At 55.4% G+C, this 26,115-nt stretch carries 31 protein-coding genes; 15 read left to right on the top strand and 16 right to left on the bottom strand.

Annotated elements, in window-relative coordinates; all coding sequences use genetic code 11:
* Positions 1-5: 5 nt before the first annotated feature.
* Positions 6-1,214, bottom strand: coding sequence for a bifunctional sugar-1-phosphate nucleotidylyltransferase/acetyltransferase (glmU, locus tag IPI63_RS01380; RefSeq protein WP_292476206.1), 1,209 nt, complete (start codon positions 1,212-1,214; stop codon positions 6-8).
* A 93-nt stretch (positions 1,215-1,307) separates the two neighbouring features.
* On the opposite strand from glmU, the gene IPI63_RS01375 reads away from it, so the two are divergent.
* Entirely contained in the window at positions 1,308-2,000 is a 693-nt protein-coding gene (locus tag IPI63_RS01375) for a hypothetical protein (RefSeq protein ID WP_292476205.1), read from the top strand.
* A gap of 130 nt (positions 2,001-2,130) precedes the next feature.
* Positions 2,131-3,147, top strand: coding sequence for an acylphosphatase (locus IPI63_RS01370; protein ID WP_292476204.1), 1,017 nt, complete (start codon positions 2,131-2,133; stop codon positions 3,145-3,147).
* 508 nt (positions 3,148-3,655) lie between these two features.
* On the opposite strand, the gene IPI63_RS01365 is transcribed toward IPI63_RS01370, so the two are convergent.
* The gene (locus tag IPI63_RS01365; protein WP_214065762.1) at positions 3,656-4,453 is read right to left on the bottom strand and encodes a 2-amino-3,7-dideoxy-D-threo-hept-6-ulosonate synthase; all 798 of its coding nucleotides are present in this window, start codon (positions 4,451-4,453) and stop codon (positions 3,656-3,658) included.
* Positions 4,454-4,542: 89 nt separating this feature from the next.
* Here IPI63_RS01365 and IPI63_RS01360 point away from each other — a divergent pair, with 89 nt between their 5' ends.
* The 3 genes from IPI63_RS01360 (at position 4,543) to IPI63_RS01350 (ending at position 6,180) form a co-directional block, all read left to right on the top strand.
* Positions 4,543-4,689 carry a hypothetical protein gene (locus IPI63_RS01360; protein WP_214065763.1) on the top strand — a complete coding sequence of 49 codons (147 nt, stop codon included), beginning with the start codon at positions 4,543-4,545 and terminating at the stop codon, positions 4,687-4,689.
* A gap of 40 nt (positions 4,690-4,729) precedes the next feature.
* Positions 4,730-5,443, top strand: coding sequence for an SIMPL domain-containing protein (locus IPI63_RS01355; protein WP_292476203.1), 714 nt, complete (start codon positions 4,730-4,732; stop codon positions 5,441-5,443).
* A gap of 65 nt (positions 5,444-5,508) precedes the next feature.
* Positions 5,509-6,180 carry an SIMPL domain-containing protein gene (locus IPI63_RS01350; protein ID WP_292476201.1) on the top strand — a complete coding sequence of 224 codons (672 nt, stop codon included), beginning with the start codon at positions 5,509-5,511 and terminating at the stop codon, positions 6,178-6,180.
* A 248-nt stretch (positions 6,181-6,428) separates the two neighbouring features.
* Here the strand turns inward: IPI63_RS01350 and fhcD are convergent, their stop codons facing one another.
* The 14 genes from fhcD to thiL form a co-directional block, all read right to left on the bottom strand.
* Entirely contained in the window at positions 6,429-7,319 is an 891-nt protein-coding gene (gene fhcD / locus IPI63_RS01345; protein ID WP_214064953.1) for a formylmethanofuran--tetrahydromethanopterin N-formyltransferase, read from the bottom strand.
* A 32-nt stretch (positions 7,320-7,351) separates the two neighbouring features.
* Entirely contained in the window at positions 7,352-7,963 is a 612-nt protein-coding gene (locus IPI63_RS01340) for an IMP cyclohydrolase (RefSeq protein ID WP_214064954.1), read from the bottom strand.
* A 2-nt stretch (positions 7,964-7,965) separates the two neighbouring features.
* Positions 7,966-8,841 (bottom strand): thiamine pyrophosphate-dependent enzyme, encoded by an 876-nt coding sequence (locus tag IPI63_RS01335; protein WP_214064955.1) that lies wholly within the window; start codon positions 8,839-8,841, stop codon positions 7,966-7,968.
* A gap of 13 nt (positions 8,842-8,854) precedes the next feature.
* Positions 8,855-10,078, bottom strand: a complete 1,224-nt coding sequence (locus IPI63_RS01330) for a transketolase C-terminal domain-containing protein (RefSeq protein WP_292476198.1) — start codon at positions 10,076-10,078, stop codon at positions 8,855-8,857.
* Complete coding sequence (locus IPI63_RS01325; protein WP_214064956.1) at positions 10,078-10,335, bottom strand: 4Fe-4S binding protein; 258 nt, start codon at positions 10,333-10,335, stop codon at positions 10,078-10,080. Before IPI63_RS01325 ends, IPI63_RS01330 begins: the two co-directional genes overlap by 1 nt.
* Complete coding sequence (locus IPI63_RS12825) at positions 10,335-10,871, bottom strand: pyruvate ferredoxin oxidoreductase subunit gamma (protein ID WP_214064960.1); 537 nt, start codon at positions 10,869-10,871, stop codon at positions 10,335-10,337. Before IPI63_RS12825 ends, IPI63_RS01325 begins: the two co-directional genes overlap by 1 nt.
* Before the next feature lie 367 nt (positions 10,872-11,238).
* Complete coding sequence (locus IPI63_RS01315; RefSeq protein ID WP_292476195.1) at positions 11,239-12,588, bottom strand: hypothetical protein; 1,350 nt, start codon at positions 12,586-12,588, stop codon at positions 11,239-11,241.
* 297 nt (positions 12,589-12,885) lie between these two features.
* Positions 12,886-13,293: a GtrA family protein gene (locus IPI63_RS01310; RefSeq protein ID WP_292478173.1), complete on the bottom strand. Its 408-nt coding sequence runs from the start codon at positions 13,291-13,293 to the stop codon at positions 12,886-12,888.
* Between the two features lie 176 nt (positions 13,294-13,469).
* Positions 13,470-14,171 (bottom strand): glycosyltransferase, encoded by a 702-nt coding sequence (locus IPI63_RS01305; RefSeq protein WP_292476193.1) that lies wholly within the window; start codon positions 14,169-14,171, stop codon positions 13,470-13,472.
* Between the two features lie 96 nt (positions 14,172-14,267).
* A complete protein-coding gene (locus IPI63_RS01300; RefSeq protein ID WP_292476192.1) occupies positions 14,268-15,878 on the bottom strand; it encodes a sulfurtransferase in 1,611 nt (536 codons plus the stop codon).
* The gene (locus IPI63_RS01295) at positions 15,862-17,037 is read right to left on the bottom strand and encodes a sulfurtransferase (RefSeq protein ID WP_292476191.1); all 1,176 of its coding nucleotides are present in this window, start codon (positions 17,035-17,037) and stop codon (positions 15,862-15,864) included. Before IPI63_RS01295 ends, IPI63_RS01300 begins: the two co-directional genes overlap by 17 nt.
* On the bottom strand, positions 17,034-17,444 hold the full coding sequence (locus tag IPI63_RS01290; protein WP_292476190.1) for a putative zinc-binding protein: 411 nt from the start codon (positions 17,442-17,444) through the stop codon (positions 17,034-17,036). Before IPI63_RS01290 ends, IPI63_RS01295 begins: the two co-directional genes overlap by 4 nt.
* A gap of 27 nt (positions 17,445-17,471) precedes the next feature.
* Positions 17,472-17,708: a thioredoxin family protein gene (locus tag IPI63_RS01285; RefSeq protein WP_214065750.1), complete on the bottom strand. Its 237-nt coding sequence runs from the start codon at positions 17,706-17,708 to the stop codon at positions 17,472-17,474.
* Between the two features lie 210 nt (positions 17,709-17,918).
* The gene (thiL, locus tag IPI63_RS01280) at positions 17,919-18,869 is read right to left on the bottom strand and encodes a thiamine-phosphate kinase (protein WP_292476188.1); all 951 of its coding nucleotides are present in this window, start codon (positions 18,867-18,869) and stop codon (positions 17,919-17,921) included.
* Positions 18,870-18,938: 69 nt separating this feature from the next.
* On the opposite strand from thiL, the gene IPI63_RS01275 reads away from it, so the two are divergent.
* The 10 genes from IPI63_RS01275 (at position 18,939) to IPI63_RS01230 (ending at position 26,080) form a co-directional block, all read left to right on the top strand.
* Positions 18,939-19,913: a protease inhibitor I42 family protein gene (locus IPI63_RS01275; protein WP_292476187.1), complete on the top strand. Its 975-nt coding sequence runs from the start codon at positions 18,939-18,941 to the stop codon at positions 19,911-19,913.
* 352 nt (positions 19,914-20,265) lie between these two features.
* Complete coding sequence (locus IPI63_RS01270; RefSeq protein ID WP_342673218.1) at positions 20,266-21,510, top strand: translation initiation factor IF-2 subunit gamma; 1,245 nt, start codon at positions 20,266-20,268, stop codon at positions 21,508-21,510.
* 4 nt (positions 21,511-21,514) lie between these two features.
* Positions 21,515-21,922 carry a PIN domain-containing protein gene (locus IPI63_RS01265; RefSeq protein WP_292476185.1) on the top strand — a complete coding sequence of 136 codons (408 nt, stop codon included), beginning with the start codon at positions 21,515-21,517 and terminating at the stop codon, positions 21,920-21,922.
* The gene (locus IPI63_RS01260; protein ID WP_214065746.1) at positions 21,922-22,506 is read left to right on the top strand and encodes a DNA-directed RNA polymerase; all 585 of its coding nucleotides are present in this window, start codon (positions 21,922-21,924) and stop codon (positions 22,504-22,506) included. Before IPI63_RS01265 ends, IPI63_RS01260 begins: the two co-directional genes overlap by 1 nt.
* The gene (spt4, locus tag IPI63_RS01255) at positions 22,503-22,688 is read left to right on the top strand and encodes a transcription elongation factor subunit Spt4 (protein ID WP_013720496.1); all 186 of its coding nucleotides are present in this window, start codon (positions 22,503-22,505) and stop codon (positions 22,686-22,688) included. Before IPI63_RS01260 ends, spt4 begins: the two co-directional genes overlap by 4 nt.
* A gap of 1 nt (position 22,689) precedes the next feature.
* Positions 22,690-23,220, top strand: a complete 531-nt coding sequence (locus IPI63_RS01250) for a GTP-dependent dephospho-CoA kinase family protein (protein WP_292476181.1) — start codon at positions 22,690-22,692, stop codon at positions 23,218-23,220.
* On the top strand, positions 23,217-23,531 hold the full coding sequence (locus IPI63_RS01245; RefSeq protein ID WP_292476179.1) for a 30S ribosomal protein S24e: 315 nt from the start codon (positions 23,217-23,219) through the stop codon (positions 23,529-23,531). The genes IPI63_RS01250 and IPI63_RS01245 overlap by 4 nt, the downstream gene beginning before the upstream one ends.
* The gene (locus IPI63_RS01240) at positions 23,532-23,714 is read left to right on the top strand and encodes a 30S ribosomal protein S27ae (RefSeq protein WP_214065745.1); all 183 of its coding nucleotides are present in this window, start codon (positions 23,532-23,534) and stop codon (positions 23,712-23,714) included.
* A 130-nt stretch (positions 23,715-23,844) separates the two neighbouring features.
* Positions 23,845-24,699, top strand: coding sequence for a slipin family protein (locus IPI63_RS01235; protein WP_366850404.1), 855 nt, complete (start codon positions 23,845-23,847; stop codon positions 24,697-24,699).
* A gap of 82 nt (positions 24,700-24,781) precedes the next feature.
* The gene (locus IPI63_RS01230; RefSeq protein WP_292476175.1) at positions 24,782-26,080 is read left to right on the top strand and encodes a nodulation protein NfeD; all 1,299 of its coding nucleotides are present in this window, start codon (positions 24,782-24,784) and stop codon (positions 26,078-26,080) included.
* Positions 26,081-26,115 lie beyond the last annotated feature (35 nt).

The following is a 26,115-nucleotide window of genomic DNA, read 5'->3' as shown; positions in this document are numbered from 1 at the left end:
TTGATTTATTTAAACGCCCTCTCTGAAGAGCAGTGGCCCCGGATGACCTCTGCCGGCCGGCCCCAGTAGGAGGGTTCGATTACCGTTCCCGGATAGATGGAGGTGTTGATCCCGGTCATGACCTCATGGCCCATGATCACGCCCAGCTTGCGTCTGCCGCTGTCAGTCTTTTCCCCTTTGAGGTAGGACTTTATGCTCCCCTTATCATGGCGCAGATTGGAGCAGATGGTCCCTGCGCCGAGGTTGCATCCCTCGCCGATGACGCTGTCTCCCACATAGGAGAGATGGCCGATCTTGCTGCCGTTCATAATGGCACTGTTTTTGATCTCCACGGCATTGCCTATCCGGACGTTGTCGCCTATGCAGCACGCCGGCCGGATATAGCAGTTGGGCCCGATATCAGAGTCCTGGCCGATCAGGACGGGCCCCACGATGTAGGATCCCGAGCGGACGACTGTTCCTTTGCCAATGGATACCCTCCCCTTCAAGGTCGCTCCCGCTTCTACCTCTCCCAGGATCCGGGGCTCAACCTCCGGGAGACGGGCGGCATTGGCCTCCAGGATGTCCCAGGGGCGGCCGATCTCCAGCCAGCGCTTCAGCTCTACTATCTCTACGGCCTCTCTTTTTGCCGCCCGGTTCAGGCCATCTGTCAGCTCGTACTCCCCGCGGGAGGATCTGGGCAGGGCCCTCAGCTCATCGAAGATCCATCTCTTGAAGAGATAGATTCCGGCATTGGCCAGGTTTGAGGGGGGGTTGTCGCTCTTCTCGACCACCGACTGGAAGATGCCGTTCTGCAGCAGAAAGACTCCATACCGACGTGGGTCATCGACCCTGAACGCCGAGACTGCCATCTCCTTTTTCGCCAGCTCCTTCAGGGCATCGATATCGGGAATAACATCTCCGTTCAGTACTATGAACTGCTCTGAAGCCAGGCTCTCCGCCGCCATCAGGGCATGGGCAGTTCCCAGCTGTTCCGCCTGGATGGCGTAGTCTATCTTCACCCCCAGGCGCCGGCCATCCTGGAAGTGATCCCGCACTGAGCCGGCGGCATAGCCCACCACCAGGACGAATCTGTCAATTCCTGCCTCTTTTGCCCGGAGAACGATATGCTCAAGAAGCGGCCTGCCGGCCAGCGGGAGCATGACCTTTGCCACCCTTGCGGTCAGGGGCCGCATCCTGCTTCCCTCGCCCGCAGCGAGAATTATCGCTTGCATTATCCACCCCGGTGATCTGAGGTCTCAGGAGAATAAAAATGCTTCTGTAAAAAAACCGAAAAGGCTTTAGGGTTATATGTGCTAGGTGGAGACATGTTGGATGAGTTCGCCCGCTACACCGCCCTGCAGCGCGATCAGATGCCCCTGGCAATGCTTCTGGTATACCTGAAGAGGAAGGGCGGGTTTGTGCAGCTCAACCAGATCTGGCGGGAGCTGGGGCCCACTGGCGGGGGACCATTCTGGAACCAGACCACCCTCATCAATAAGCTGGACAAGCTGGAGAGGCTGGAGGTGGTGGTCATGGAGAAAAGAATCCTTCCCTCTCCCCGCGATGCGGCCAAGAGGAAGACCAACACCTTCTACCGGCTCAACCCGGCTACTCCCCTCTATCCGTACATCTACGGCATGCTCAAGATCTACAAAGAGGAGCAGGACAGATACTCCTCAGAGCTGGTGGAAAAACCGCTCGATCATCTCTGCCTCCTGGCGGGAAGGTCTGGTGCATCAGATCCCCTCATCGGCAGGGAGCTGGAGGTGGCAAAGGAGCTGATCTCCGAGGTCTTCGGCGTGGGCATTGATGAGGTGAGGCTGATGATCAGGGAGAGGATGGCCCGCAAGGGGATGACACGGGATCGGAAGAGGGCCTCTCCTGAGGAGATGTCAGAGGTCAAGGTCAAGGTCAAGGCGAAATCCGAGAAGGCTGAGAGCAGCAGGGCAGGGGGCCGGGAAAGCCAAAAGGCCGTCCCGGCGGAAGAGGAAAGAGGTATCCGGAGAGGGAGAGAGTGAGTGATCGAGAACAAGCGAAAGAGCCAATCATATTCTGAGCGCAAAAAGTCGATTACGATCTTGAAGAATCAGAGATGAGAAGTCAGCCGGACAGCATTTTTTATATATCATCCGACACTAATTGAGATCGATGCATAGTGTGACAGCTTATGTCTCAGGAAAGGTGCAGCAGGTGGGATACAGGTCTCGAGTTCTGGCCGCCGCCCGGGCGCTCGATATCACAGGCTATGTCACGAACCTACCGGATGGTAGGGTTAAGATCGTTGCAGAGGGCGCTAAGGCCGATCTTGATAGATTCCTCAGATCGGTGAGGATAGAGAACACACTCATCGCTGTTACAGATATCAGCATTGAGTATTCAGAGCCAAAGGGCTGCTATGATAGTTTTTATAAGATCACCGGCGAAGGAGAGACAGATACCCGGCTGGACACAGCAGCCAACTACCTCAAAGAGCTGATAGTCGCTGTCCGAGAGGGATTCTCCGCTGTTAACTCCAAGCTCGACACGATAATCTCCGGACAGGCAGATCTGATGGAGGGGCAGAACCGCCTGGTAGAGGGGCAGAACCGTCTGGTGGAAGGGCAGAACAGCCTGGTGGAGGGGCAGAACAGCCTGGTGGAGGGGCAGAACCGTCTGGTGGAAGGGCAGAACAGCCTGGTGGAGGGGCAGAACAGCCTGGTGGAGGGGCAGAACCACCTGGTGGAGGGGCAGAACCGTCTGGTGGAGGGGCAGAACCACCTGGTGGAGGGGCAGAACCACCTGGTGGAGGGGCAGAACCGTCTGGTGGAAGGGCAGAACCGTCTGGTGGAGGGGCAGAACAGCCTGGTGGAGGGGCAGAACCGTCTGGTGGAAGGGCAGAACAGCCTGGTGGAAGGGCAGAACAGCCTGGTGGAGGGGCAGAAATGTTTGGCGGAGAGGTTCGAATCAGGCATGGAAAGACTGGCAGAGAGGTTCGATGCGAGCCTTGAGAATACAGCCGAAAGGATTGAGGTTGGCCAGGAGCATCTTGTGGTTAGGGTTGAAGAGAGTGCCGAGAGCATCGTCGCCGAAGTACGGGGCCTGCGATCAGACCTGGAGGGCCGGGAGGAGAGGATGGCGAGGCTGCAGGGAGATGTCTCGGAGATCAAGGCGAAGATTGCCCGCTGATGCGATCTGCTTATGAATCTGTATATTTAAACAAATGACGTCTTCAGTGTCTCAATCAACGTCTGATGATAGAACCTGCATTTCACATCGACAGAGAACTTCCAAATATAATTCAAAATAATAATAAATCTTTTAGTCTTTTTTTGATCGCACAGCATTCGCACCATCTGCACATCCGCTACGTTGCCAAGGCAATTTGGCTTGCCTGAGCAGAAGTGATTTGAAATTGGCAGAGGATTTGCCAATGGATCCGGCAGTCCTCATTGAATGAGCCGATCACTTCCTCATTGCTATAGCTGGCGCCAGAGGCGATCGGAGACTGCCATTCCACCGGCCCTAAGGCCAAGGCAAGAGAAGGCAATAGAGTAGAATAGAATAGAGGGCAAGAGAGCCCAGTGCTGATGGCACATCTCATTGATGAGGCGGGGATATTAAAAAGCAAAAATCGCTTTTATTGGGGCATGTGAAACAGCTCGCCAATAAAAAAATATGAGATAAGAGGCCTGCCCTAGAGGGCGACCCCCTCCGCCTCATCCGGGGTATAGCCCTCATGGACGACCTTGCACAGCCTTCTTACCAGCAGAGTGGGATTCTCCGCCTGGAAGACATTGCGCCCGAAGGCCACCCCTGCTCCACCGACCTGCACGGCATCATAGACCATCTGCAATAGATCCCTTTCTGTGTCCATCCTCGGCCCGCCGGCGATGATCACCGGCACGCTGCAGCCTCTTACTACCTCCCGGAAGGTATCTGGCGAGCCTGTGTAATTGGTCTTAACGATATCCGCCCCCAGCTCAGAGCCTATGCGGGCGGCAAGCTTCACATGCTCCACATCATGCTCGGAGCCCACCTTCGGCCCGCGAGGATACATCATGGCCAAAAGAGGCATTCCCCACCGATCGCAGCTTCGTGCCACCCTCCCCAGGTCATGCAGCATCTCTGCCTCATCATCGGCGCCGATGTTGATGTGGATGCTCACAGCATCTGCACCCACCCTTATAGCGTCCTCAACATCGGTCACCAGAACCTTGTGATTTGGATCTGGGCCCAGGGAGCTGGATGCAGAGAGATGAATGATCAATCCCACATCCCTGCCGTACCCCCGGTGGCCGTGCAATGGCAGGCCCATATGTCCCAGGACGGCGTTAGCTCCTCCTTCTGCCACTTTGTCTACTGTGGCCGGCATATCTATCAGCCCGGCTATGGGTCCCACAGAGATCCCATGGTCCATGGGAATGATGACCGTTCTGCGTGTCTTGCGATCCAGTATGCGCTCCAGACGGATCGCCTTTCCGATCTTGCTCATGTGGTGAGGGATGCTTACTCTCAAATTAAAGATGATGGTTGAGCGGGCAGGAGAGAGCCTGAGGGGATGATGAGGATGGAGAAGGAGAGATGGAGAAGAAGAGATGGAGAAGGAGAGGGATGGGGGGGGAGAGGGATGGAGGAGGAGAGGGAGGTATAAGGGCCTATCTCTCCAGCCCGGATGGCGGGAGGTTGGGGGCGGAGAAAAGGGATCAGACAAGAATCAGCAGAGGTTGAGGCAGCAGTACCATACGCTTATATATCTTTGAGAGCGTTTTTGATTGGGGATTATATGAAGTGGTCGGTTATATTGTTCTGTACTATAGCCACAGCCGTGCTCTCTGCAGCAGCACTGGGAGAGAGCTATCCTCTTACAGTTGAGGGGATAGGAACGGTTACCGTTCCGGCAGATATCGTGAGCATCTCCATCTCAGTGGCCAGCAGCAATGAGAATTTGAGCCAGGCCCAGTCTGAGTTGGAGGAGGAGATGAACAGTGTGATCATTGCTCTGAAGAAGGCGGGGGTTAAGGATGAGGAGATACTTCCCGGACAGGGAAGCGGCATATCCAGTTTCCAGTCATCAAGCAATGTCTGCAGGATGGTGAATAACACCACTGTATGCGAGAATACCACAGAGAGTTCAGTCTCTCTACAAAGATCGGCAATGGTTCGCCTGAGATCTGCTGATGAGCCCAGGATTAACAGGGCTCTGGATGCCGCCCGGTCGGCGGGAGCCAATGCCTATGTAGTGGGATACGGCCTGAAGGATGCAAGCGGCGCCCTGGCAGAAGCCCGCAAAGAAGCTCTGGCTGACGCCCGGAGAAATGCAGCTGCATTGGCAGAGGATGCTGGGGGAAGACTGGGGAAGGCCATGGATATCTTCACTTATCCCAGCCTGGGGATCGACTATTCCTATGGCAGCGGCTCGACCAGGAGCGGGATGGTGGATGTCAGCGCCAGGGTCATGGTGACCTATGAGTTTATTTTATAAGAGATCTTGATGTCATCATATAAGGGGGCTAGATTATGAAAAAAATGTGCATAGCTTTAATGGGAATGTTGCTGCTCTCGTTAGCCGGGCCTGCAATGGCTGCTGCTGACGAGAAAGAGATCTCCAAGCTCAGGGTAGAGGGCGAAGGAAAGGTGAGAGTGGCTCCGGATATGGCAACGATAGTATTAGGCGTGGAGAGCAGGAGCACCAAAGCAGCAGAAGCAGTGGAAGAGAATGCCAGACTGATGAACCAGACCATCAACGCCCTGATCGAGGCCGGCATCAGTGAGAGCCAGATGCAGACCAGCAGGTTCAGCCTGACCACTGTGCCTCAGGATGAGAAGCTGGGCGCTGATGCCATAGAGCAGCCTTTGGTCTTCCTGGCCACCAACCAGGTGACTGTGAAGCTGGATAAGACCGAGGATGTGGGCCGGGTGCTGGATGTGGCAGTGGGTGCAGGCTCAAACAGCATACAGGAGATCAAATTCGATCTCAAGGACCCGGCCCCCCAGAATGATGAGGCCATGGCTTTGGCCATCAAGGATGGGCAGAGAAAGGCCCAGGTTGCCGCCAGCGCTGCCGAATTGGAGCTGGGCAGGATTCTGGAGTTGACTGTGGGCTATGGATATGTCATGCCGGCACAGAGAAGCTACTCATTAGCCATGCCTGTCATCCCCATCCAGCCAGGGGAGGTGGAGGTCTCAGCCAGTGTGAGCCTGGTCTACGAGATCCTTTGATTCAAGACTGAAAAGAACTCCTGAGAAGGCCAATAAGCCTTCACTCTCAGCCTCTCTTTCCCAAACGGGGAAGGGCGGCGAAGCTTTTTTTTGATGACCCTCCGCCTGCCTTTCCGGTTTGGGATACCACTCGCCGGGCCTAAGCTACTAACTCGAACCTCAACAGCGTCACATCAACTGCTTTGCATCAACTGCTTTGCATCAGCTGCTTTGGGGGAGATCGTTGCAGGCTCTCAGATGCTGGCCACTTATTCCAGCACATGATGCAAATGGAAACGGTGAATCCCCAGCTTCCCCTCGTAGTTGGCGGCAGTTATCTGCAGAACTCCTGGCACCTGGCAGGCAGCATGAATCCCCGCCCGCATGGCACTCTCTATTGCCTCCCGATCGACGCCATTGATCACGATCTCAAAGACACAGGATACATCCTCCGCCAGCACGCAGACTCCATCCTCCCGGAGCGATGCACAGAAGGCGGAGTTGGTGGAGGCCTTCAGCCCTTTGTACTTTGAGCCCACCTTAGATCCGCTTGAGACCACTCCCCCCGGAAAGGGGGTGATGGCACCCTCGACCTTGCGAATGGAGTCTATTGCCACCTCGGCTGCAGTCAGAGCCGACATCTGATTTTGGCCCTGGATCAGGAAGTTGCCCCCGGCAATCCCCTCCACAGCGCCAAAGCTGTTCTCGATGATGAAGTCGCCGGACATGAGGGGTATATTCCAGATCTTCCGTCCAAACCTCTCCTCCGATTTCTGGTAACCATCGCCAAAGAAGCTCAGCTTCCTGCCGGTATCGAACTGAGTTTCTGCATCATCCATGCCGTTATAAGCCGCAGCGGTGGGAGCAGTGAGCACACACTGGCCCAGCCTCATGAGCAATGAGTTCTCCAGGTTCTTGAGACCCATGTTGCATATCAGAATGTTCACACCCGGCCGGCCGTCGACGGTCTCCCTGCCATCGACAAAGCACTCTATTCCTGCCTCCGCTGGACAGCCAATCACCGAGGTTCCAAACCCGGTGGCCTCCCTGGCCGCCTCCTGGGCCCATCTCTCAGTCACTGCTGTGATCTGCACCCTTGCCATCTTAATGGGAAAAGCCTCAGCAAAGGTATCATCGATTAATACGCCATTGATCTCCATAATTTTTACCTCAAAATTCCCTTCCAGCCCGATCAATCCGGGTTATATGCAGCGAGAACGAATCCCCCTCCATCTTCCGCAGAGCTTGCCATGGCAGCAGCAGCACAGACCGGCCTTTCAAAGGAGAGTTCATAGGCTCTGCGAGCCATGCCGGCGGAGTCTTCGGCTGAGAGAGAGATGGCCTGAAAATCGGTCTTCTCATAGGTTGCTACCATCAAGGCAGAATCCTCATCCAGCCCAAACTGTTTCACCCTGAGCTCCTCTTTGCTGGCGATCCCCAGCCAGCCCCTCTCCCCCTGCACTGCCCCGGCGATGCGGGGTGTATCCAGCTCATCTCTCTCATAGCCGAAAGCGAGCAGGCTCAGGGCCATGGCATCACCGGGGCTCTGGCCGTCCTCGATCCTCTCTGCTATCATATCGGTGTGGGTGCCATTGGAGACCACTGCCAGGCCATCTGCCGTCCGGATACAGCTATAAGAGATGTAAGGATTTTTTACCAGATCAGCAGGATTCAGGGGGGAGATGGTTATCCCCTTCCCCGAGACCTGAGCTATCCGGTTGGGAAAAGAGCGGGAGGAGACTCTATAGGCTACAAAGCTCCTCCCCCGGGCTCGGCCCACCACCACTATCCGTCCTACATACATCTTCAGTCAACCAGATTGAACCGGGCGATGTTCCCATCGGCCAGGGACTTGATGTACTTCAGCATATCTGCACCGCCCGGCTTCTTGAACAGGTGCTTGTAGCGCCCCTGCAGGCTCAGATACTCCTCTACAGGCTTTGGTCTGCGGATCTTCTTCACGCCCACCAGGCAGCCGTTGACATACTCAGTTAGGGGCCACAGACCCGTCTCCACCGCCAGCCGGGCAATCTCGATCATAGTGCCTGCATCGAATGTCCAACCGGTGATGCAGGGGGCATTGATCTGGATATAGGATGGTCCATTGATCTTCAAGGCCTCCTTGACCTTCCTTCTCAGATCCACAGGATAAGCCACTGAGGCAGTGGCCACATAGGGCACACCATGGGCCAGGGCGATGGCCGGCATATCCTTCTTGGGGCGGGGATTGCCCAAAGACTCCGATCCCGAGGGGGTGGTGGTGGTGTGCACGCAGAAGGGGGTAGAGCCACTGCGCTGCACTCCAGTGTTCATGTAGGCCTCGTTGTCATAGCAGATGTAAAGCACCTTATGGCCCCGCTCGAACATGCCGGAGTTCGAGCCCATGCCGATGTCGAATGTGCTCCCGTCTCCTCCTATCACTATCACATTGGTATCCTTGCCCCGTCGTTTGAGCATGACCTCCACGCCGGAGGCCACTGCTGCGGGGTTCTCGAACAGGGAGTGAATCCAGGGAACACACCAGGCGCTCTCCGGAAAGGGAGTGGTGACAACCTCCAGGCAGCCGGTGGGCGAGACCACAATGGTGTTCGGCCCAGCCGCATCCAGGATCAGCCTGATGGCTGTGGGCATGGCACATCCCGCACAGGCCCTGTGCCCCGGTGCCAGCAAAGATTTTTCCATTTTTTATTGCCTCCTAAAGAATCTCCTCTCTCAGATCCAGGAACTCGAACTCGTTCTCGATCCCCTTCTCGGCAGCGAGGGCCTTATCCACTATCTTTCTTACGTCTTTGAGGGTGATATCACGGCCCCCAAGTCCAGCGGCAAAGCCGATGATAGGGGCTTTGATATCGGTGTTATAGAATGCCGCCTTGAGGTCAGTCACAAGCCCGGCCTCATATCCTATGGAGACATCCTTCTCCACCACTGCAATCACCTTAGCCCCAGCCAGGGCCTGGCGCAGGGCGGCTACTGGAAAAGGACGATAACATCTGAGCTTGATCAGCCCCACGCTGATGCCCTCTGCCCTCATCTCATCGATGGCATCCTTGATGGTGCCAACGACTGAGCCCATGGCAATTAATATAACCTCGGCATTCTCGGCATAATAGCTGTCAAGAAGGCCGCCATAATACCGGCCAAAGGCCTTCTGGAAGTCCCTGGCCACCTGATCTATCTTCTCCAGGGCCTTCTGATGGGCCACAAACTGCTGATAGCGGAACTCAGTATAGGTGGAGGGATCGGCGAAGGCTCCGAAGGTCAGGGGATTGTTCGGGTCCAGGATATTCGCCGGCTTGAAATCGGGCAGAAACTCCCTTGCCTTATCCTTGTCCAGGAGCTCGACCGGCTCGTAGACATGGGTGAGGATGAAGCCATCCATGCAGACCATGATGGGTGTTCTGATCTCCGGGTCCTCGGCGATCTTATAGGCCTGAAGGGTGGCGTCCACTGCCTCCTGCACATTCTCCACATAGATCTGCAGCCATCCCACATCGCGAGCACCAATGGAGTCCTGATGATCGTTCCAGATGTTCAGGGGAGCGCCCATGGCCCGATTGGCCACGGTCATCACTATAGGCAGCCTCATGCCGGAGACGTTATAGAGGACCTCGTACATCAGGGCCAATCCCTGGCTGGTGGTCGAGGAGTATCCCCTGCCACCACAGGCGGTGGAGCCGACCAGAACGGAGAGGGCGGAGAATTCGGAGTCAACCGTCAAGAATGTGCTATCCAGCTCGCCATCAGCCGCCATCTGAGAGAGGTTCTCAACGATGTGGGTCTGCGGGGTGATGGGATAGGCGGAGATCACCTCCGGCCGGCAGCACATAACTGCATGGGCTACTGCATAGGAGCCCTCTACCACTCTCATATTGGCAGTATTCTTGGGCATACTGCTATCGCTTCCGCTTCCTTTGGTCATCACTTCTCCTCCAACACCATAGTAATCGCCATGCGGGGACATTCATTGGCGCAGACGCTGCAGCCCTTGCAGTAATCCAGGTCGGGGACGAACTGCCCGTCCACCAGGTGGATACAGCCCTCAGGGCAGTAGATTGCACAGAGACTGCATTTTATACATGCCTTATGATCGACAACGGGCACAAAGGTCCGCCAGGCGCCAGTCTTGGTCATTCTGGTGCTGCACGGATCTACCAGTTTACCAGCCTTCAGTTCCATTACATGACCCTCTCATAGGCTGTTTTAATGGCCATAAGGTTCTTCTTTCCCAGTTCTCCCGAGAAACGCTCGGATATGGCCTTGTTCAGGCTTTCCAGCCCTATCTCTTTGCTGGCGCCGCAGAATGCTCCGAGCATTGTGGTGTTCACAATGGGCCTTCCCAGGATCTCCATGGCGATGTGGGTGGCATCGATGGTGATGACCTCGGCCTTGGTATTGAGCTTGAGCAGCTCTGGTGAACGGTCGGTGTTGATTATTATCTTGCCATCCGGCTTCAGTCCGCTGGCCACATCGACAACATCCAGAAGGGTCACGTCCTGGACGATGACATAGTCCGGCTCATAGATCTGGCTTCTCACTCGGATGGGTCTGTCGGCAATTCTGGCAAAAGCCATAACTGGCGCACCCCTCCTCTCAACTCCAAAGGCCGGAAAAGCCTGCGAGAACCTTCCGTCCTCAAAGGCGGCAACGGCTATTATCTCGGCCGCCGTGACTGATCCCTGACCACCACGGCCGTGCAATCGTATCTCTTTCAAGGGCTGACCTCCTATATCTTGTGCGCTGATCTCCTCAACTGCTGCGAAAGAGAGATGAGCGAATATATCTTTTTCGGAGCCCATCCGGGGCGGGAATTGGAAAAACTGGTTATGAGAGGAGCGCCCAGAATGCCACCAGAATCGATTGAACCAGTATGAACCAAGAGCCATGCTATTGTATGCCAAATCGGCAAACCTCTCTCCCAGACTGGAGGGGCCGGGATCGATATCCTCCAACTCGCGAATTGGGGGATGATCATGTACAAACGGATCGGGAAGTTCCAGTCTTCTCAAATAGCCAACCTCCACAGAGCTGGTATCTTGCCTAATAGAAATATAGCCATCGATCAATGAAATGCTCTGATACCTAATCCAGTGCCTCCTCCTTCTCTCCATCCGGCTTTTCTGAGGGGGCATCCGCCAGGATACCATGCATCACCAAAAGCAGGAGGATGATCAAATAGAAGTATACATTAATGACTCTGTTCATGGCGATGAATAAGAGCAGTGCCCCCGCCATCCACCCCCAGCGATCTCGGGGTTCCATTCTCTGCACTGCCAGGACAAATATGGCGGATATGACCATGCCTTGAACGACTATCATCCAATCCCAGGGAACGACACGGGATATCAGATAGGAGAGGTTCACTGTGGGGGTGTCGACATAAAACCAGTTGCCATATACTCCAGCAATGAACTCCTCTGGAGAGCCCAAGAGGAAGGGGAGTACGATTATCAGGGCGATTACTACTGCTATCAATGAATTCGCTATGGCCTTTTTCATTCCCCATCTCTTGAAGGCCGAAACCACAATAAAAGGAAAAATAACCCAAACGAATTGATAGACGGCGAGGGCATATCCAGATGCAATCGAGCTTGTCCACATTCTGTCATTTCTGTCGAGGAAAAAAACGATTGAAAGGATGAGAAATAGAACCCCCAGATAGATCTCATGCCGGTACTGAAGATATGGAGTCAACAGGAATACCGGGACGAGCAGAATGCTATGATCACTGGAGCGCCTTGCTGAATATGCTAAAATGAGGGCGGAGAGCACAACACTAATCAGGTTCATAAACCGCAGATCCACGCCAAATGCAGTAGCTGGCAGATACGCCATCCACATTCCGGGCAGGTAGGTGAAGACCTGATGAGGGGGATGGTAGAGAAGGTCATGATACCCATAAGGGGTCAATCCAGCCAGGAAGGACTGACAGCCGGAGAGGATGAGGGGGAGCATATCAGATCTCTGTGCGTGAAGCGGGAATGAGTCTATGCTCAACAGGTATGTGCCGATATATCCGGCCAGGGCGATGAAGAAGAGATGGTCCGGGGATGCGCCCCTGATGAGCTGATACAAGAGGACGGCTGAAATAAATGCAAATAAGAGAACGGCTACCGGGATGTCAAGATGATAGCCGAAAGGGGCATATCTGATATCCTGCACAATCAGCAGGGCAAAAGCCATCACCTCGAAGATCAAGATTATCACCGCCGTCAGCCTGACTGCTGAAATGCGGTCGATGACGGATAGGTGAGCTTCAGCTATCTCAGGTTTTATAAAAATAATGAATGCTATAAGGAATAAGCAGGTATAAGGAAGCAGTATTATCTGAAAGATGGGCTCTGAGAGGCGGTCCGGCAGAGGAAAATACCGGTCGGATTTCACACTCAAGAGAAGACCAAGCACTGCGAGGGCCAAAATCCTTATTTTCATCTTTTTATCATCGGGTATTATTCTGCTGGGATGTTCACCCTCACTCTGCAGCACATTCGTCACCGTCTGTCACCTTCATGGGTCATGGGCAGGCTCGCCATTGGACCGGGCCCGGAATACCTGCTTCAAACGAGCTTTTGGTAGTGTTGATTGATTATTTAAGGCTGATTCAAGGGGGTCGGAGCCCGCATCGCATCCAGGTGCCCGGCCGCCTTAGAGCCTGATATTCTGCCCACAGTCTGCCCATCAGAGCAGGCTGCTTGCTGGGAGCAGCCCCAGCGATTGAAGCATTCCATCCTATCCGGGGTTATGCCACACATAATTTGTGCTTGAAAGATAATTAAATACAAATACAATCAATATCGCCAGGGACTCAGCAGCAAGATAGTGAATTTTTGCTCCTTCCGTTAAAGCAAATAGAACGGACAGGTTGATGAGCATGCCGGCAAAAGAGATGATATGGTACCTGAACATCGCACTGAATAGCGCCCCCATGTCCATGAAATCGTAATTGAACGTTGCCTTGGTATTCAGGAAAAAGTTCCATACAATGCTTGACTCTATTGCTATCAATGCCGATATTACATAATATATGTGCACATGCTCTGTCAGAAACCAGAGAACAGCCAGGTTGACCACAGCCCCTGTGGCCCCGACGAGTGCAAATTTATATACAAATCTCCCCGACCTGTTCTCCCGATTGATTTAAGGTCTGACATGGAGAGCATATCAGATCAGCAATTCTCTCTCATATCCGGCCTGTATAATAGGGCTGAATGCCGGGGGCTGATCCCCTGGGCTCACCGAAGGCTTGCCCCGTGAGCCTGCCTTCGGGATTGATTCATTGTATTGTGCCTGCAGATTCTGCACGGCGATGCACATCACCATTCGCCCCTTATCCGCCCCAGCTTGAGCTGGATGAGAAGCTCAAATATCCTGATCATCTCCTGCAGGCCATTCATATTGAAGCCCACCTTCGAAGAGCCTGCTTTCCTCTCACAGAATGATATGGGGACCTCCAGCGCCTCGACCCTTGACTTATACACAATCTCTATCACTATCTTGAATCCCTTGGGTTTAAGCTCAAGATCATCGAATACATCCCTCTTTGCCACCATAAAGCCGGTCATGGGGTCCTTCAGGTCCACACCCAGGATCAGCCGGGTCAATCGGGCAAAGGCGATGGTTACCAATCTCCTTGCCCAGGCATCATTGCATTCCCCGCCATCGATGAGCTTCGAGCCGAGGACTATATCACAATTCTCTATCAGTCGAAGCATTCTCTGGAGGTCTTCCGGTCGGTGAGAGCCGTCGCCATCCATGAGGGCGATTATATCTCCTCTGGAGCAGGATAGACCCTCAAGAAAGGCATTGCCCAGACCATTTGATCTCTGGATCATCACCTTTGCTCCCTGTACCACTGGCGCTGTGAGGCTTTTATCTATTATCAGTATCTCGTGGTCCTGCTTTATGACAGCATTGATGCTATCTACAAGCTCCTGAATGGTTGGTTCATCCTTGGTGGGAATGATGATCGAGGCGAACATCTGCTGCTCTTCCCCCTCCATAGGATCTATCTCCATTCCTCGCTTAAATAATTTATTAATTTTATATATTCTGCCGTAAATTTTCCAGCAGTGCTCATGCTGCGGGTTTGGGTGATAGGTCTCGCACTCCCCTCACCCTCTCCCCGTCACCTCCACCACCAGGACATCGACAAAGGCCTTTGCATTCCCACCGATTGAGGCCACAATGCTCACGTTGTACAATCCAGGCGAGATATTGGCATTCCAGACCCCCATGTACCTCCCCCCGGATGTCTGCAGCAGGCTGGTCCTGGCTACCTCAATGCCATCGGCTCCATCTATCACTGCGCTGCAGCTCAAGGTGCCATCCCGGACCCCATCGCCGATGCCCGGGGAGGGAGAGGTCGCATTGGCGGAGGCAGAGCCCTGGGTTGCCCTCCCAGTCGAGCCGATCTGCACATACCCGTCCTTGCGGTCGATGTTGGCGAATCCCTGAGGGGAGCCAAATCCACAGGTGGCGCATCCCTTCACCGTCAGCTTTGCCTCTTTTGTTGCTGAGGAATTATCTGCAGAGGCCTGTGATGCCGCCGATTCCCTCTCCCGGAATGATGCAGTTATGGTGGTCGCACTCCCCGATCTCACTGGATTGGGCTGGGCGGAGGCCTCTATCAGCTCATAGGGGAACTTGGGCTGGCTCTCCAGCCAATCCCGCCAGGTGTAGAGCCGGGCATCATAGCCGGTGACACTGAGGGCATACCACAGCAATGCAGCCTCGACCCCGATATTGGTGTAGACCACCACTGTGCGGTTTCGATCCAGATTGGAGAGGAGCCCCTCCAGCTCCCGGACGGGCTTCATGCTATCATTGATCAGCACTCCCTGGTAGGGGATGTTGACTGCTCCGGGAATGGATGCCAGCTCATAAGCATTCTTCGGCCTGGCATCAACTATCTGCGCCCCACCGGCAACGACATATTCATAGGTGGCAAGAAGCTCCGGCCGGATATGGGGAAGGTACTCAGTTCTCGGCCTGCTGGCAGGGCGGTTGCTGATATTCAATCCCGCCGCCTTCCAGTCATCGATTGTGCCCTCCAGCACCCTGACCCTCTCATGGCCCAGGTACTTCAGAGCCCAGTAGGTGAAAAAAGCCGGCGACGGCCCGCCGCCGCAGGGCAGGCACTCCCCGGCGATCAGCAGGGGATCATTGCTGCTGATGCCTGCATCTCCCAGGAGACGGGCCATCTCTGCCGCCGAGAGCATCTCTCCGCCCTCTGAGAAGAAGCGATCATAATTGAGATTGACTGCGCCCTCGATGTATGCAGGGGCGCTGGGGCTGATGTCCAGTATGACTTCATCCGGGGAGATCGAGTCCGGGGTGGCTACTGCCCCCCCAGGCCCATGGCTGGCATTGTTACTGTTGCCTGGATTGCTGCTGTTGCTGGCATTGTCCATTGCCCGGGAGGAGTTGCCGGCCGGGGATGAATTCTGACGGATGCCGTTTTTCATATCCTCTTCATAGGCCGCCTTCTTGTCCAGCCAGCCGTCCAGGTTGACCCAATCCGGGCAGTCGGGGCAGAACTCACCGCTCTCAGTGCCTGCGCTGGCCAAGCCTGCCAGGAGAGAGAGATAAAGATGAGAGAAGATGGACAGGAGCATCAAGAGGGCCAGGATCGCCCTTGCACTGTCCGCCGACCTGGCTGAGGCTGCCTCTTTCCCCCCCTTGGGCGGGAGGAGAAAGCAGGAGAGATCAGAGAGCCGTCTCATTCAGCCCCCTGGGCCCCTCCCCCTCCGGGAGATCCGGCGCCTGGTCTGTTATCCAGTCCAGGTAGCTGTAAAGCCGGGCATCATAGCCCATCATCTCCAGGGCGAACCAGAGCACTGAGCCCTTTATGCCGGTATTAGTGAAGACTACCACTGGCTGGTCCTTCCTGAGCACCATGAAGATCATATCCAGACGCTCCTCGCCGGTGATCCTATTATCGTTAAGGGCGCCCTCATAGGGCAGGCTGATTGATCCGGGTATGGTTCCTGTGAGATACTCGGGCAGGCTGCGGGCATCGATGATCTGCGCCTGGCCGCTTCTGACCAGATCGTAGGTGGCGGTGTAGTTTGAGGTCTCCTGGGGCATGTAATCCACCTCTGGAAGGACTGCCGCTATCTCTGAGGTCGCTCCCCCTGCTGCCGCCCAGTCCTCGGCTGTGCCGTCCAGGACGGTGACATTCTCATGGCCCAGGCCCTTCATCATCCAGTAGACGTAGGTGGCCACCGAGGGCCCTCCGCCGCAGGGCAGACATTCCCCGTAGATGAGCACAGAGTCCTCCCTGGAGATCCCCGCCCGGCCCAGGATGCCGGCAATCTGATCTGCCGGCTTCAGCACCCCAGGCTGAACAAAGAACTCCGTATAGGGAATGGCCACTGAGCCCTCAATATGCTTGCTTGTACCCCGACCTGCACTCTCGCTAACATTTAGAAGAATATAAGCATCAGAGAGCTGATCCAGGGGCAAGAGCATCTCCCGCGCCTTGAGGCTGCGGGTCATATTGATCTCTCTTTCTGCTATCCTTGCCAAAGCTACATTCTGAGCATCTCCGGTCTCATTTGCCTCTGCCAGCCGGGCGCTATCAGCCGGTGCTACGGCCCCGCCATCTCTATCCTCTCCGCCCTGGGAGGAGTTCATCCCCCAGCGGATCTCGCGTGATCTCTTGGGCCAGCTGGTTCCAGCCGGCTGCTCTCGAGCGGCAGTGACATTGCCAATCTCATTCAACTTGGCTATGGGATCCCAGCCGCCGCTGGAATCGTCGCACGCTCCTCCCAGAGAGGCGCACTCCGCACCGGCAGAAGCGCTCTGGATGAGGAGCAGGGCTGCGAGAAGCGTCCCGCAGATGATGCCCATCAAGATCGGGATCGATCTGGCTTTGGTCATCCAGTCCACCCCCAGGATTCATGGAGCTTCTCTTTCACCCGCTCTACCACCCTAGAGCAGATCGCCCGGTCGATCGCAAGCTCCTGGGTCTTCTCTATGCCCAGCTCAGTGACAATGATCTGTATGGCCGGATCTATCTGCAGATGCTGCAGTGTCCTGGCGGCACATCTCATCGGACAGCCGTCAATGGAGATCATCAGTTCTGCCTCTCGTGCCGCCTTCACCATTGCCTCTATGTGAGCTGCCACTGCCGCCAGGCAGAAGAAGCCTGCTACACCCTCATTTGATAGGTTTACAGCCGCCTGGTTGGCGATCTGGCCGACATTGCAGGCTCCAGAGCAGGCCACCGCCCGCACATCAGAGGAGCTGCAACTGCACCTCTCTTTATCATCCATTGGTGACACCATTGCATTGGCCAATTCCACAATTCCCGATCATCTCTTGAGCATCCTTTTGATCTCTTCCACAGTTGCCGTTCTTCCTGTCAAGACCGACTTTCCATCTATATAAAGGGCTGGTGTCATCATCACTCCCCGATCCATGATCTCCTGGATGCTATCCACCTTGATGATCTCTGCATCACTTCTCGATTCCTCCACTGCCTTCTGCACATTCTTGAGCAGGCTCTTGCACTTGGCACAGCTTGTGCCCATGATCTCAATCTTCACCATATGATTCACTCCAGCTCCATTCAGCATTCTGTCTGCTCCAGCTCGTCCTCAGGCAATAAGGATTGTTTTCCGGCAAGCATGGGGGGATGTGCAGGATGTGCTGGATGTGCAGGTCAGGAGATGAGGGGAGAGGTACTCCATCAGTGCTTCCGTGCCTGCCTGAAAAGCAGCGGCGACAGCATAAGGATCTGTGATGGTCATTGGATCACATCAAATCTGCAATTGATTCCCCTGGTTGCCGATCCGGTGCTCGTAGCCCTTCCCCACAATCTCTCTTCTCTCCCCCTCCCTTTCCATCCAGATTCCCTCCTCCACCACCTCGCCGATCACCGTCAGGCTGCAGGCCTCCCGCGCCGCCTGCAGGCCCGAGGGGCGCAGGGTGAATGCCAGCTCAAAGTCCCCTCCTGCGCCAAGGGCCATCTGCAGGGCCATCTCCTCTCCCACCATCTCCACCAGCCCCGGGGCCAGGGGCAGCTTATCCTGGAAGACTGAAAAACCCACTCCGCTTACCTCTGAGAGATCGGAGAGGGAGAGGGCCAGACCATCGCTGTTGTCCATCATGGCGGTGACGCTTCTGCTCTTTGCCAGCGCCCGCCCCTCCTTCAGCCTGGGCTCGGGTTCCAGAAGGCTGGTTATCAGCTCGCTTTCCACGCCATTCTGCCAGGCCCACAGTCCTCCGCCGGCTGCGCCCAGGGAGCCGGTGGTGCAGAGAAGGTCTCCCACCTGCGCTCCCCGGCGGCGCAGGATCAACTCCTTTTCCACAAAGCCCAAAGAGGTGCCGGTGATGGTCAATTCCTGGTGGCTATCGGTGTCCCCCCCCAGAACACGGGTGCCATAAAGGGCAGCGCAGTCGGCAAAGCCGCTGAATAGCTCATCGATGAAATAGCAGTCCGCCTCTGGTGGAAGACCGGCGGCGATGAGCAATCCCGCCGGTTCTGCTCCCATGGCGGCGATATCGCTCAGATTGACTGCCACTGCCATCCAGCCCATCTGCCAGGGGTTCATGATATCGGGAAAGTCCGTCCTCTGGTGGAGCATATCAGTGCTCGCCACAAAGTACCTCTCCCCGAGATCGATAACAGCGCAGTCGTCATGCTGGATCCCTCCCAGGATCACAGAGATGCGCCGAATCAATTCCCTCTCCCCAATAGTCTCTTTCATCCTCTCTTGCCCCCTGATCCCGTCCAGTTCCGAAAGCTATTAAGATTCAAAGATGCATTAAATAATGTTATGCTCGATTACAAAAGGCTGTCTGTCCGGGGATCGGTTCCCCTTCTCCTGCTCTCCCTTCTGCTCTCTCTTGTGCTCTTAGCTCCGCCTTCAGTGGCATCAGCACAGACAATGCGGATCTGTCCGCAGGGCTGCGGCAATATCAGCATCCAGGAGGCCTTGATTGAAGCCTCTCCTCTGGATACGATCATCGTGGAGGGCGGAATCTACACTGAGCCCTTTATAATGGCTCGGCCAGTAAATCTTCTGGGCCGGGAGGCAGGCGGTGGAAGGCCGATCCTCAATCCGGAGAAAGGGAGGGTGATCCTGGCCGCCCAGGGTGCAGTAATCTCAGGCTTTGACTTCTCCCAGGGCAGTGCCATTGAGGAGGAGAGGACAGACTGCAGTCTGGAGGTCGTCCTTCCTGCCACCATATACCTGAACGACTTTCCGGGAAAAAGGAGCGTCTGCCCGGAAGATCTGGCTCTTTGGAACTCAAGCCACATGATAAGCTATCAGTACAACAGCCGGGTGCAACGGGGCTTTCTAGGCAATTACTGGGCAGATTACTCTGGAGAGGATAAGGATGGAGACGGGATCGGCGATGAGCCTGTGATTTTGAACCAGGAGAACATAGACTACCATCCACTGATGCAGCCTGCTGGGCACTACCTGATTGTAGATGAGGCTGCTGCATCAGAACGGGAGGTGGATACCATCTCGGCGCAGGTGGGAGAGGTATTTGAGATCTCCCTCCCAGCTAACCCCACCACCGGCTACAACTGGAATGTGGACTATGATTCCACCCTCTTGAGCCTGAAAAGCACTCAGTATGCTGTTCCCCCATCCCGGGCACTTGGGGCCAAAGGCAGCTCGATCTATCTCTTCGAGCCCCTCCGCCCGGGCAGGACCACCATATACTTCGTCTACAAACGTTCCTGGGAGAACATCGTAGCAGACAAGCGAGCATTTCAGGTGGATATATCCGCTGGGTGATAAAGGGGTGCTAGAGGTGTTGAAGGGGTGCTAGAGGTGTTGAAGGGGTGCTAGAGGTGTTGAAGGGGTGCTAGAGGTGTTGAAGGGGTGCTAGAGGTGCTAAAGGGGTGCTAGAGGTGCTAAAGGGGTGCTAGAGGGGGGCTGGATGGGGAGATGATGAAAGGAGGATGAGGCTGCTATGAAGGCTGACAGGCCAAATCCATCCCGAGGGCGGGGAGGGACTCTTGGACAGGGCATGAACTATTTATACAGTAATGCATGATCAAGCCCTGATCATCACAATCCTTAAGGAGATCTCAATTTGGCAAAATCCGATATCAAATCTGAGGAGAAATCAGATCAAAAAACAGAGGTGAAGACGCCTGCCTCCAGAAAGCCTGAGATCAATATCGGCATGGTTGGACATGTCGATCACGGCAAAACCACACTTGTCCGGGGGCTATCAGGAAGCTGGACCGACCAGCATAGCGAGGAGGTCAAGAGAGGCATCTCCATCCGTCTGGGCTATGCAGATGCCACATTCAGAAAGTGCCCCAACTGCCCGGATCCGGATGCTTTTACTGTGGAGGAGAAGTGCCCCCACTGTGGCAGCGAGACTGAGATACTGCGCACTGTCTCCTTCGTCGACTCTCCAGGGCATGAGACCCTCATGGCCACCATGCTCTGCGGAGCAGCGATCATGGATGGCGCAGTGCTGGTCATCTCCGCCAATGAGCCCTGCCCCCAGCCACAGACAAAAGAGCACCTGATGGCCCTGGACATAACAGGTATCGACAAAATCGTAATAGTTCAGAACAAGATCGACCTGGTCTCCAGGGAAGAGGTGATGGCGCACTACCAGCAGATCAAGGACTTCATAAAGGGAACTGTGGCTGAGAAGGCGCCCATTGTGCCCGTCTCTGCTCAGCAGAACCTGAATGTCGATCTGGTGATCAAGGCCATTGAGGAGTATATTCCAAACCCCGAAAGAGATACCAAGAAGCCTGCCCTGCTGAAGATAGCCCGATCCTTTGATGTCAACCGCCCCGGAGCGGCACCTGAGGCCCTCAAAGGAGGAGTGATAGGCGGCTCCCTGAGCCAGGGGGTTCTTCATGTTGGCGATAAGATTGAGATCTGTCCGGGCAGGCTGGTGGATTATGAGGGCAGAAAGCAATGGGTGCCAATCCAGACCAAGGTGGTATCCCTCCTGGCAGGCAGACAGAGCCAAGAGGAGCTCACCCCCGGCGGCCTGATCGGTGTGGGCACCCAACTGGATCCGGCGATGACCAAGAGCGATGCACTGGTGGGCCAGGTGGCAGGGGAGCCGGGAAAGCTTCCCCCCATCCGGAGCACATTCACAATGAACATGCAGCTCTTGGAGAGAGTGGTGGGAGTTACAGATGAATCCAGTGTCGAGCCCATCCATTCCAGCGAGCCTCTGATGCTGAACGTGGGTACCGCTACCACAGTAGGGGTGGTGACCAGTGCCCGGGAGGGGGGCGTGGTCCAGGTACAGCTCAAAAGGCCGGTCTGCGCAGATAAAGGGGATCGTGTGGCTGTGAGCAGGCGCATCGGCGCCAGGTGGCGGCTAATTGGCATCGGCTCCATAATCGACTGAAAATATGCAGCAGATAGATGCCGATAGCATAAGGGTGATCATAGACACCAATGCCCTGATGGCGGCAGAGCAGTTCGGGGTGGACATCTTCGGCGAACTGATGCGCCTGGGTTATGTTGAGTGGATCGTCCCCGCTCAGGTGAGAGGAGAGCTGCTCTCAATAGCAGAGAGGGCAAAGAAAGGACGGGATAGGACTGCCGCCAGAGTGGCCCTGGGCCTGGCCGGGCAGTGCAAGGTGGTGGGCATCGACAACTGTCCCGCAGACCAGGCCATTGTGGATCTGGCAGAGAAAGAGGGTGCAGCAGTCTTTACCAACGACAAAGCCCTGAAGAAAAGATTATTTAGCAAAGGCATCACCGTAATATACCTGCGCCAGGGTCGGTACCTAGAGGCGATGAAGAAGGAGTATTGATGTACAAGAGGATGAAGCTTAAGGGTGTGGCCAGGATAGAGCCGGGTCATCTGGGAGATCCCCTCGAAGCGGCAGTGGAGAGAGCACTGCGGGACAAATATGAGGGCGTGGTGGACAAATCTCTGGGGACCATCGTGGCTGTGCTCGGAGCGGATGATATTGGCGAAGGTCACATCCTGGCAGGAGACGGGTCCATCTACTATGAGGTCAACTTCGATGCCCTCGTCTTCAAGCCCGAGATGCAGGAGATAGTAGAGGGAGAGGTGGTGGAGATAGTCAAGTTTGGTGCATTTCTCTCCCTGGGCCCCTTCGATGCCCTCCTGCACGTCAGCCAGATAACCAATGAGTATATATCTTATGATGAAAAGAACGCGCGCCTGGTCAGCAAAGAGTCCAGCAAGTCCCTGGGAGAAGGGGATCGGGTTCGAGCCAGAGTGATAGCAGTCAGCCTGAATGAGAAGGAGCCCAGGGAGAGCAAGATCGGCCTGACCATGAGGCAGACGGGCCTGGGGAAGCTGGAATGGCTTGAAGCCGCAGATGAGGCCCAAACAGAGAACGAGAGCATCCAGACAGAGGCAAAATGACCGAACAGGCATGCAGAGAATGTCGCAGAATAGTCGAGGGGCAGGTCTGCCCCATATGCAATTCAGCCTCGCTGAGCAAGGACTGGAGCGGATATGTGGTAATCATCGATCCCAAGGAATCCATCATCGCTGAGAAGCTGGAGATCAAGCTCCCTGGCAAATACGCTTTGAAGGTGCGATAGCTTGCATACACTTCTTCTGCCTGAAGAGCTGCGCCTATTGCTCAAAAACCCTCTGGGCAGGCTGTGCAAAGGCAATGGCATTGAGTGCATAGAGAAAATGCGGGACGAATTGGAGCAGGCCAGGAAGGTCGCCTCCGTCGGCGATATGAGCACATTCTATCTTTTGAAGTCGGGGATAATTCCGGACCTGGCAGTGGTGGACAACAAGACGAAGAGGGTCCAGATTCCCGATCACGTTCTGCAGAGCTTAGAGCATGATAGCTACAAGAGCATAAAGGTGAAGAACCCTCCCGCTACTCTGACCAGAGAGCTGGTGGAGCTGATAGATGATTCTCTGGCTGGAGAGGAGCGGGTGAAGATTGTGGTGGAGGGAGAGGAGGATCTGGCAACTCTTCCCGCGATTCTCTATGCCCCAATTGGCTCTGTGGTGATCTACGGGCAGCCGGATGAGGGAAGCGTCCTGGTGAAAGTGACCCCTGAGATGAAGGAATATATTGGCGAATTACTAAAAAAAATGATTGTGGAGGAATGAAGTTGGAGATAAAGGTCATTGAAGAGAAGGATAATCCCCTCCTGAACCGCAGGGAGATAGCCTTCAGGATCATTCACGATGAGTCCACGCCGTCCAGAAAGAGCGTGGTCGAGAGGCTGGCGGCGACTATGAATTCAAAGGTGGGCCTGGTCTATGTGGACAGGCTGAAGACTGAGTTTGGAAAACGCGAGACCCTTGGATATGCCAAGATCTATGAGACGGAAGAGAGGGCAGCACAGGTGGAGCGGGCCCATATCATAGAACGCAATACATTCACCAAGCCTGAGGAGAGCGGGTCGGAGGCAAGCTAAATGGCAGAGAAGAAGGGCAAGGGTGGTGAGGTCAAGGGCGTATCCAGATACTACGAGCTTGGCGGAGACTCCATCAAATCCAGAAAGCCGGTCTGTCCGAGATGCGGAAATGGCGTCTTCCTGGCGAACCACGGTGACAGGCAAAGCTGCGGCAAATGCGGTTATACTGAGTTCAAGAAATGATTCTCAGGAACCCGGGCATTGACCCCGGACCTGATTTCACTCTTTTGAGAGATTTTCCTGCCAGTTTTATCATTATTCTTGCTGGTTATCTATTTAAGCCTTGAAGAAAAACATTATAAGGGGTGTTCACTTGGATCCATTCAGTACGATATTACCTCTATTTGTTGTGCTAGCTATACTATCACAGGCGATCAAGATCGTGCGAGAATATGAGAGGGTGGTCATATTTCGTCTGGGTCGCTTCAGCGGAGTAAAAGGCCCTGGCATATTCTTCATCATCCCCATCATCGACCGGGTCATACTCCTCGACCTGAGGGTCTTCACCATCGATGTGGCCAAGCAGGTGGTCATAACCAGGGATAATGTGAGCGTGGAGGTGGATGCAGTCATCTACTACCGGGTGGTCGATCCGGCAAGCGCGATCATTCAGGTGGAGAACTACCGGGTGGCTACCTCTCTCCTCTCCCAGACCACACTGCGTGATGTCCTGGGACAGATCGAGCTGGATGACCTGCTCAGCAAGCGCGATGAACTGAACAAGAGGCTACAGGAGATCTTGGACCAGCATACCGATCCCTGGGGGATCAAGGTTACGGCCGTCACCTTGAGGGATGTTGCCCTGCCCGAATCGATGAGAAGGGCAATAGCCAAGCAGGCGGAGTCCGAGAGGGAGAAGAGGTCGCGCATCATCCTGGCAGATGGCGAGTTCCAGGCATCCAAGACCATGACCGATGCTGCTCGGCTCTATGAGGAGGTCCCTGCTGCCCTTAAGCTCAGGGAGCTGCAGACCCTGGTGGACATCGCCCGCGAGAAGACCCTCATCGTCGTCACCCCCAGCGGAGATCCGGCCACGGGATCGGTTACCGGCCTGACTGCCGCCCTGAACCGCGAGCTCTCAGAGAGGGAGATGGGGCGGGCGGGTGAGGAGAGAACGGAGAGCGTGATAAAGGAATCTGTCCTGGATAGAGCCAGATTCAGGAGATGAATGGCAGCGGAAGGCAGGCCGGAATAAAGGCCTCGGGGCCTGCCTGACAGTAGGTATCCGATCGATGTCAAATGAGGATCTCATGAATAGAGGGAGGAGAATGCCAGCCCGGATGCTGGGGATAGCATTGCTCTTCCTTCTCATTGCCGGCCAGGCACAGGCGACGGGCAATGTTTTGATGGTGGACATGAAGGGGACCATCACCCCTGCCAGCGATGATATCCTCTCCGCCGCCCTGGAGAGGGCAAGGGCTGAGGATTCCCTGGCTCTGATTCTCCTCCTGGACACACCTGGCGGAGGCCTCGCCGAGACCACTGAGATTCTGAGGCTGATAGATGAGTCGAAGATCCCGGTCATCGGCTACGTCCATCCTGAGGGAGCAGTAGCCTGGTCTGCAGGGACGATCATCCTGATCGGTACCGATCTGGCGGCCATGGCCCCCCATACCATCATCGGCTCGGCTCAGCCGGTACAGCTCTCGCCAACCGGGGGGACGGTGCCAGTAAACGATAGCAAGACCACCAATGCCATAGTGGCACTGATCGAGGAGAAGGCGCGAAAACATGGCCGGAATACCACTGCTGCCAGGGAGTTCGTCCTCTCCAATCTGAATCTGAATGCCGATGAGGCGAAAAGCTTCCGGGTGATCGAGCATATCGCCTCCAGCCCAGAGGAGCTCATGGATCAGATCAACGGCACCAGGATCAAGAACACCACCCTCATCACTCAGGGTGCAGATCTGAAGCTCTTCGAGCCGCCAATAAATCTGCTGTTCCTCAAGCTTCTCTCCGATCCCACCATCGCCGGGCTCTTAATGCTGATCGGCCTGTATTCTCTCATCTACGGCTTCTCCAGTCCGGGGATGGGTGCAGAGGTCTTCGGCCTGACGGCCCTGGCCCTGGGGCTGATCGGCCTGGGATTCAATGTGAACGTCGGGGCCATATTCCTCATCCTCTTGGGCCTGGGGCTCATCCTGGCGGAGCTGCACAGCCACACCTTCGGCGCCCTGGCGGTGGCCGGGCTGATCTGTGTGATAGTGGGCAGCATATTGTTTGTGCCCACCAGCTTTCCGGAGTGGTATGTGCCCGGAAGCTACCAGCGCTCCATGGCCCTGGCCCTGATCCTGCCCTCGCTCATACTGGGATTGTTCATGGCCTTTGCCATCTACAAGGTGGCTCTGGCCCGGTTTGCTCCAGTGGTGGTCGACGTCTTCGAGGGGGAGGAGGCAGTGGCCCTGGATCGGCTGGATCCCAAGGGCTATGTTCTCTTCCAGGGAGAGTACTGGCAGGCAGAGGCGGAGGGGACGGTGGAGAAGGGGGAGAAGGTGACCATTATGTCCCGGGAAGGAAGTAAGCTGAGGGTCATGGCCAAGCAGAGATAGGCTGGCTGCTGCCCGCTGGTGGCTGCCTGCCAAAT

It is taken from the genome of Methanothrix sp., assembly GCF_016706325.1.
Classification (GTDB): Archaea; Halobacteriota; Methanosarcinia; order Methanotrichales; family Methanotrichaceae; genus Methanothrix.
Note: the sequence above shows the minus strand (reverse complement) of the source record. Positions and strands in the feature narration are given on the sequence as shown.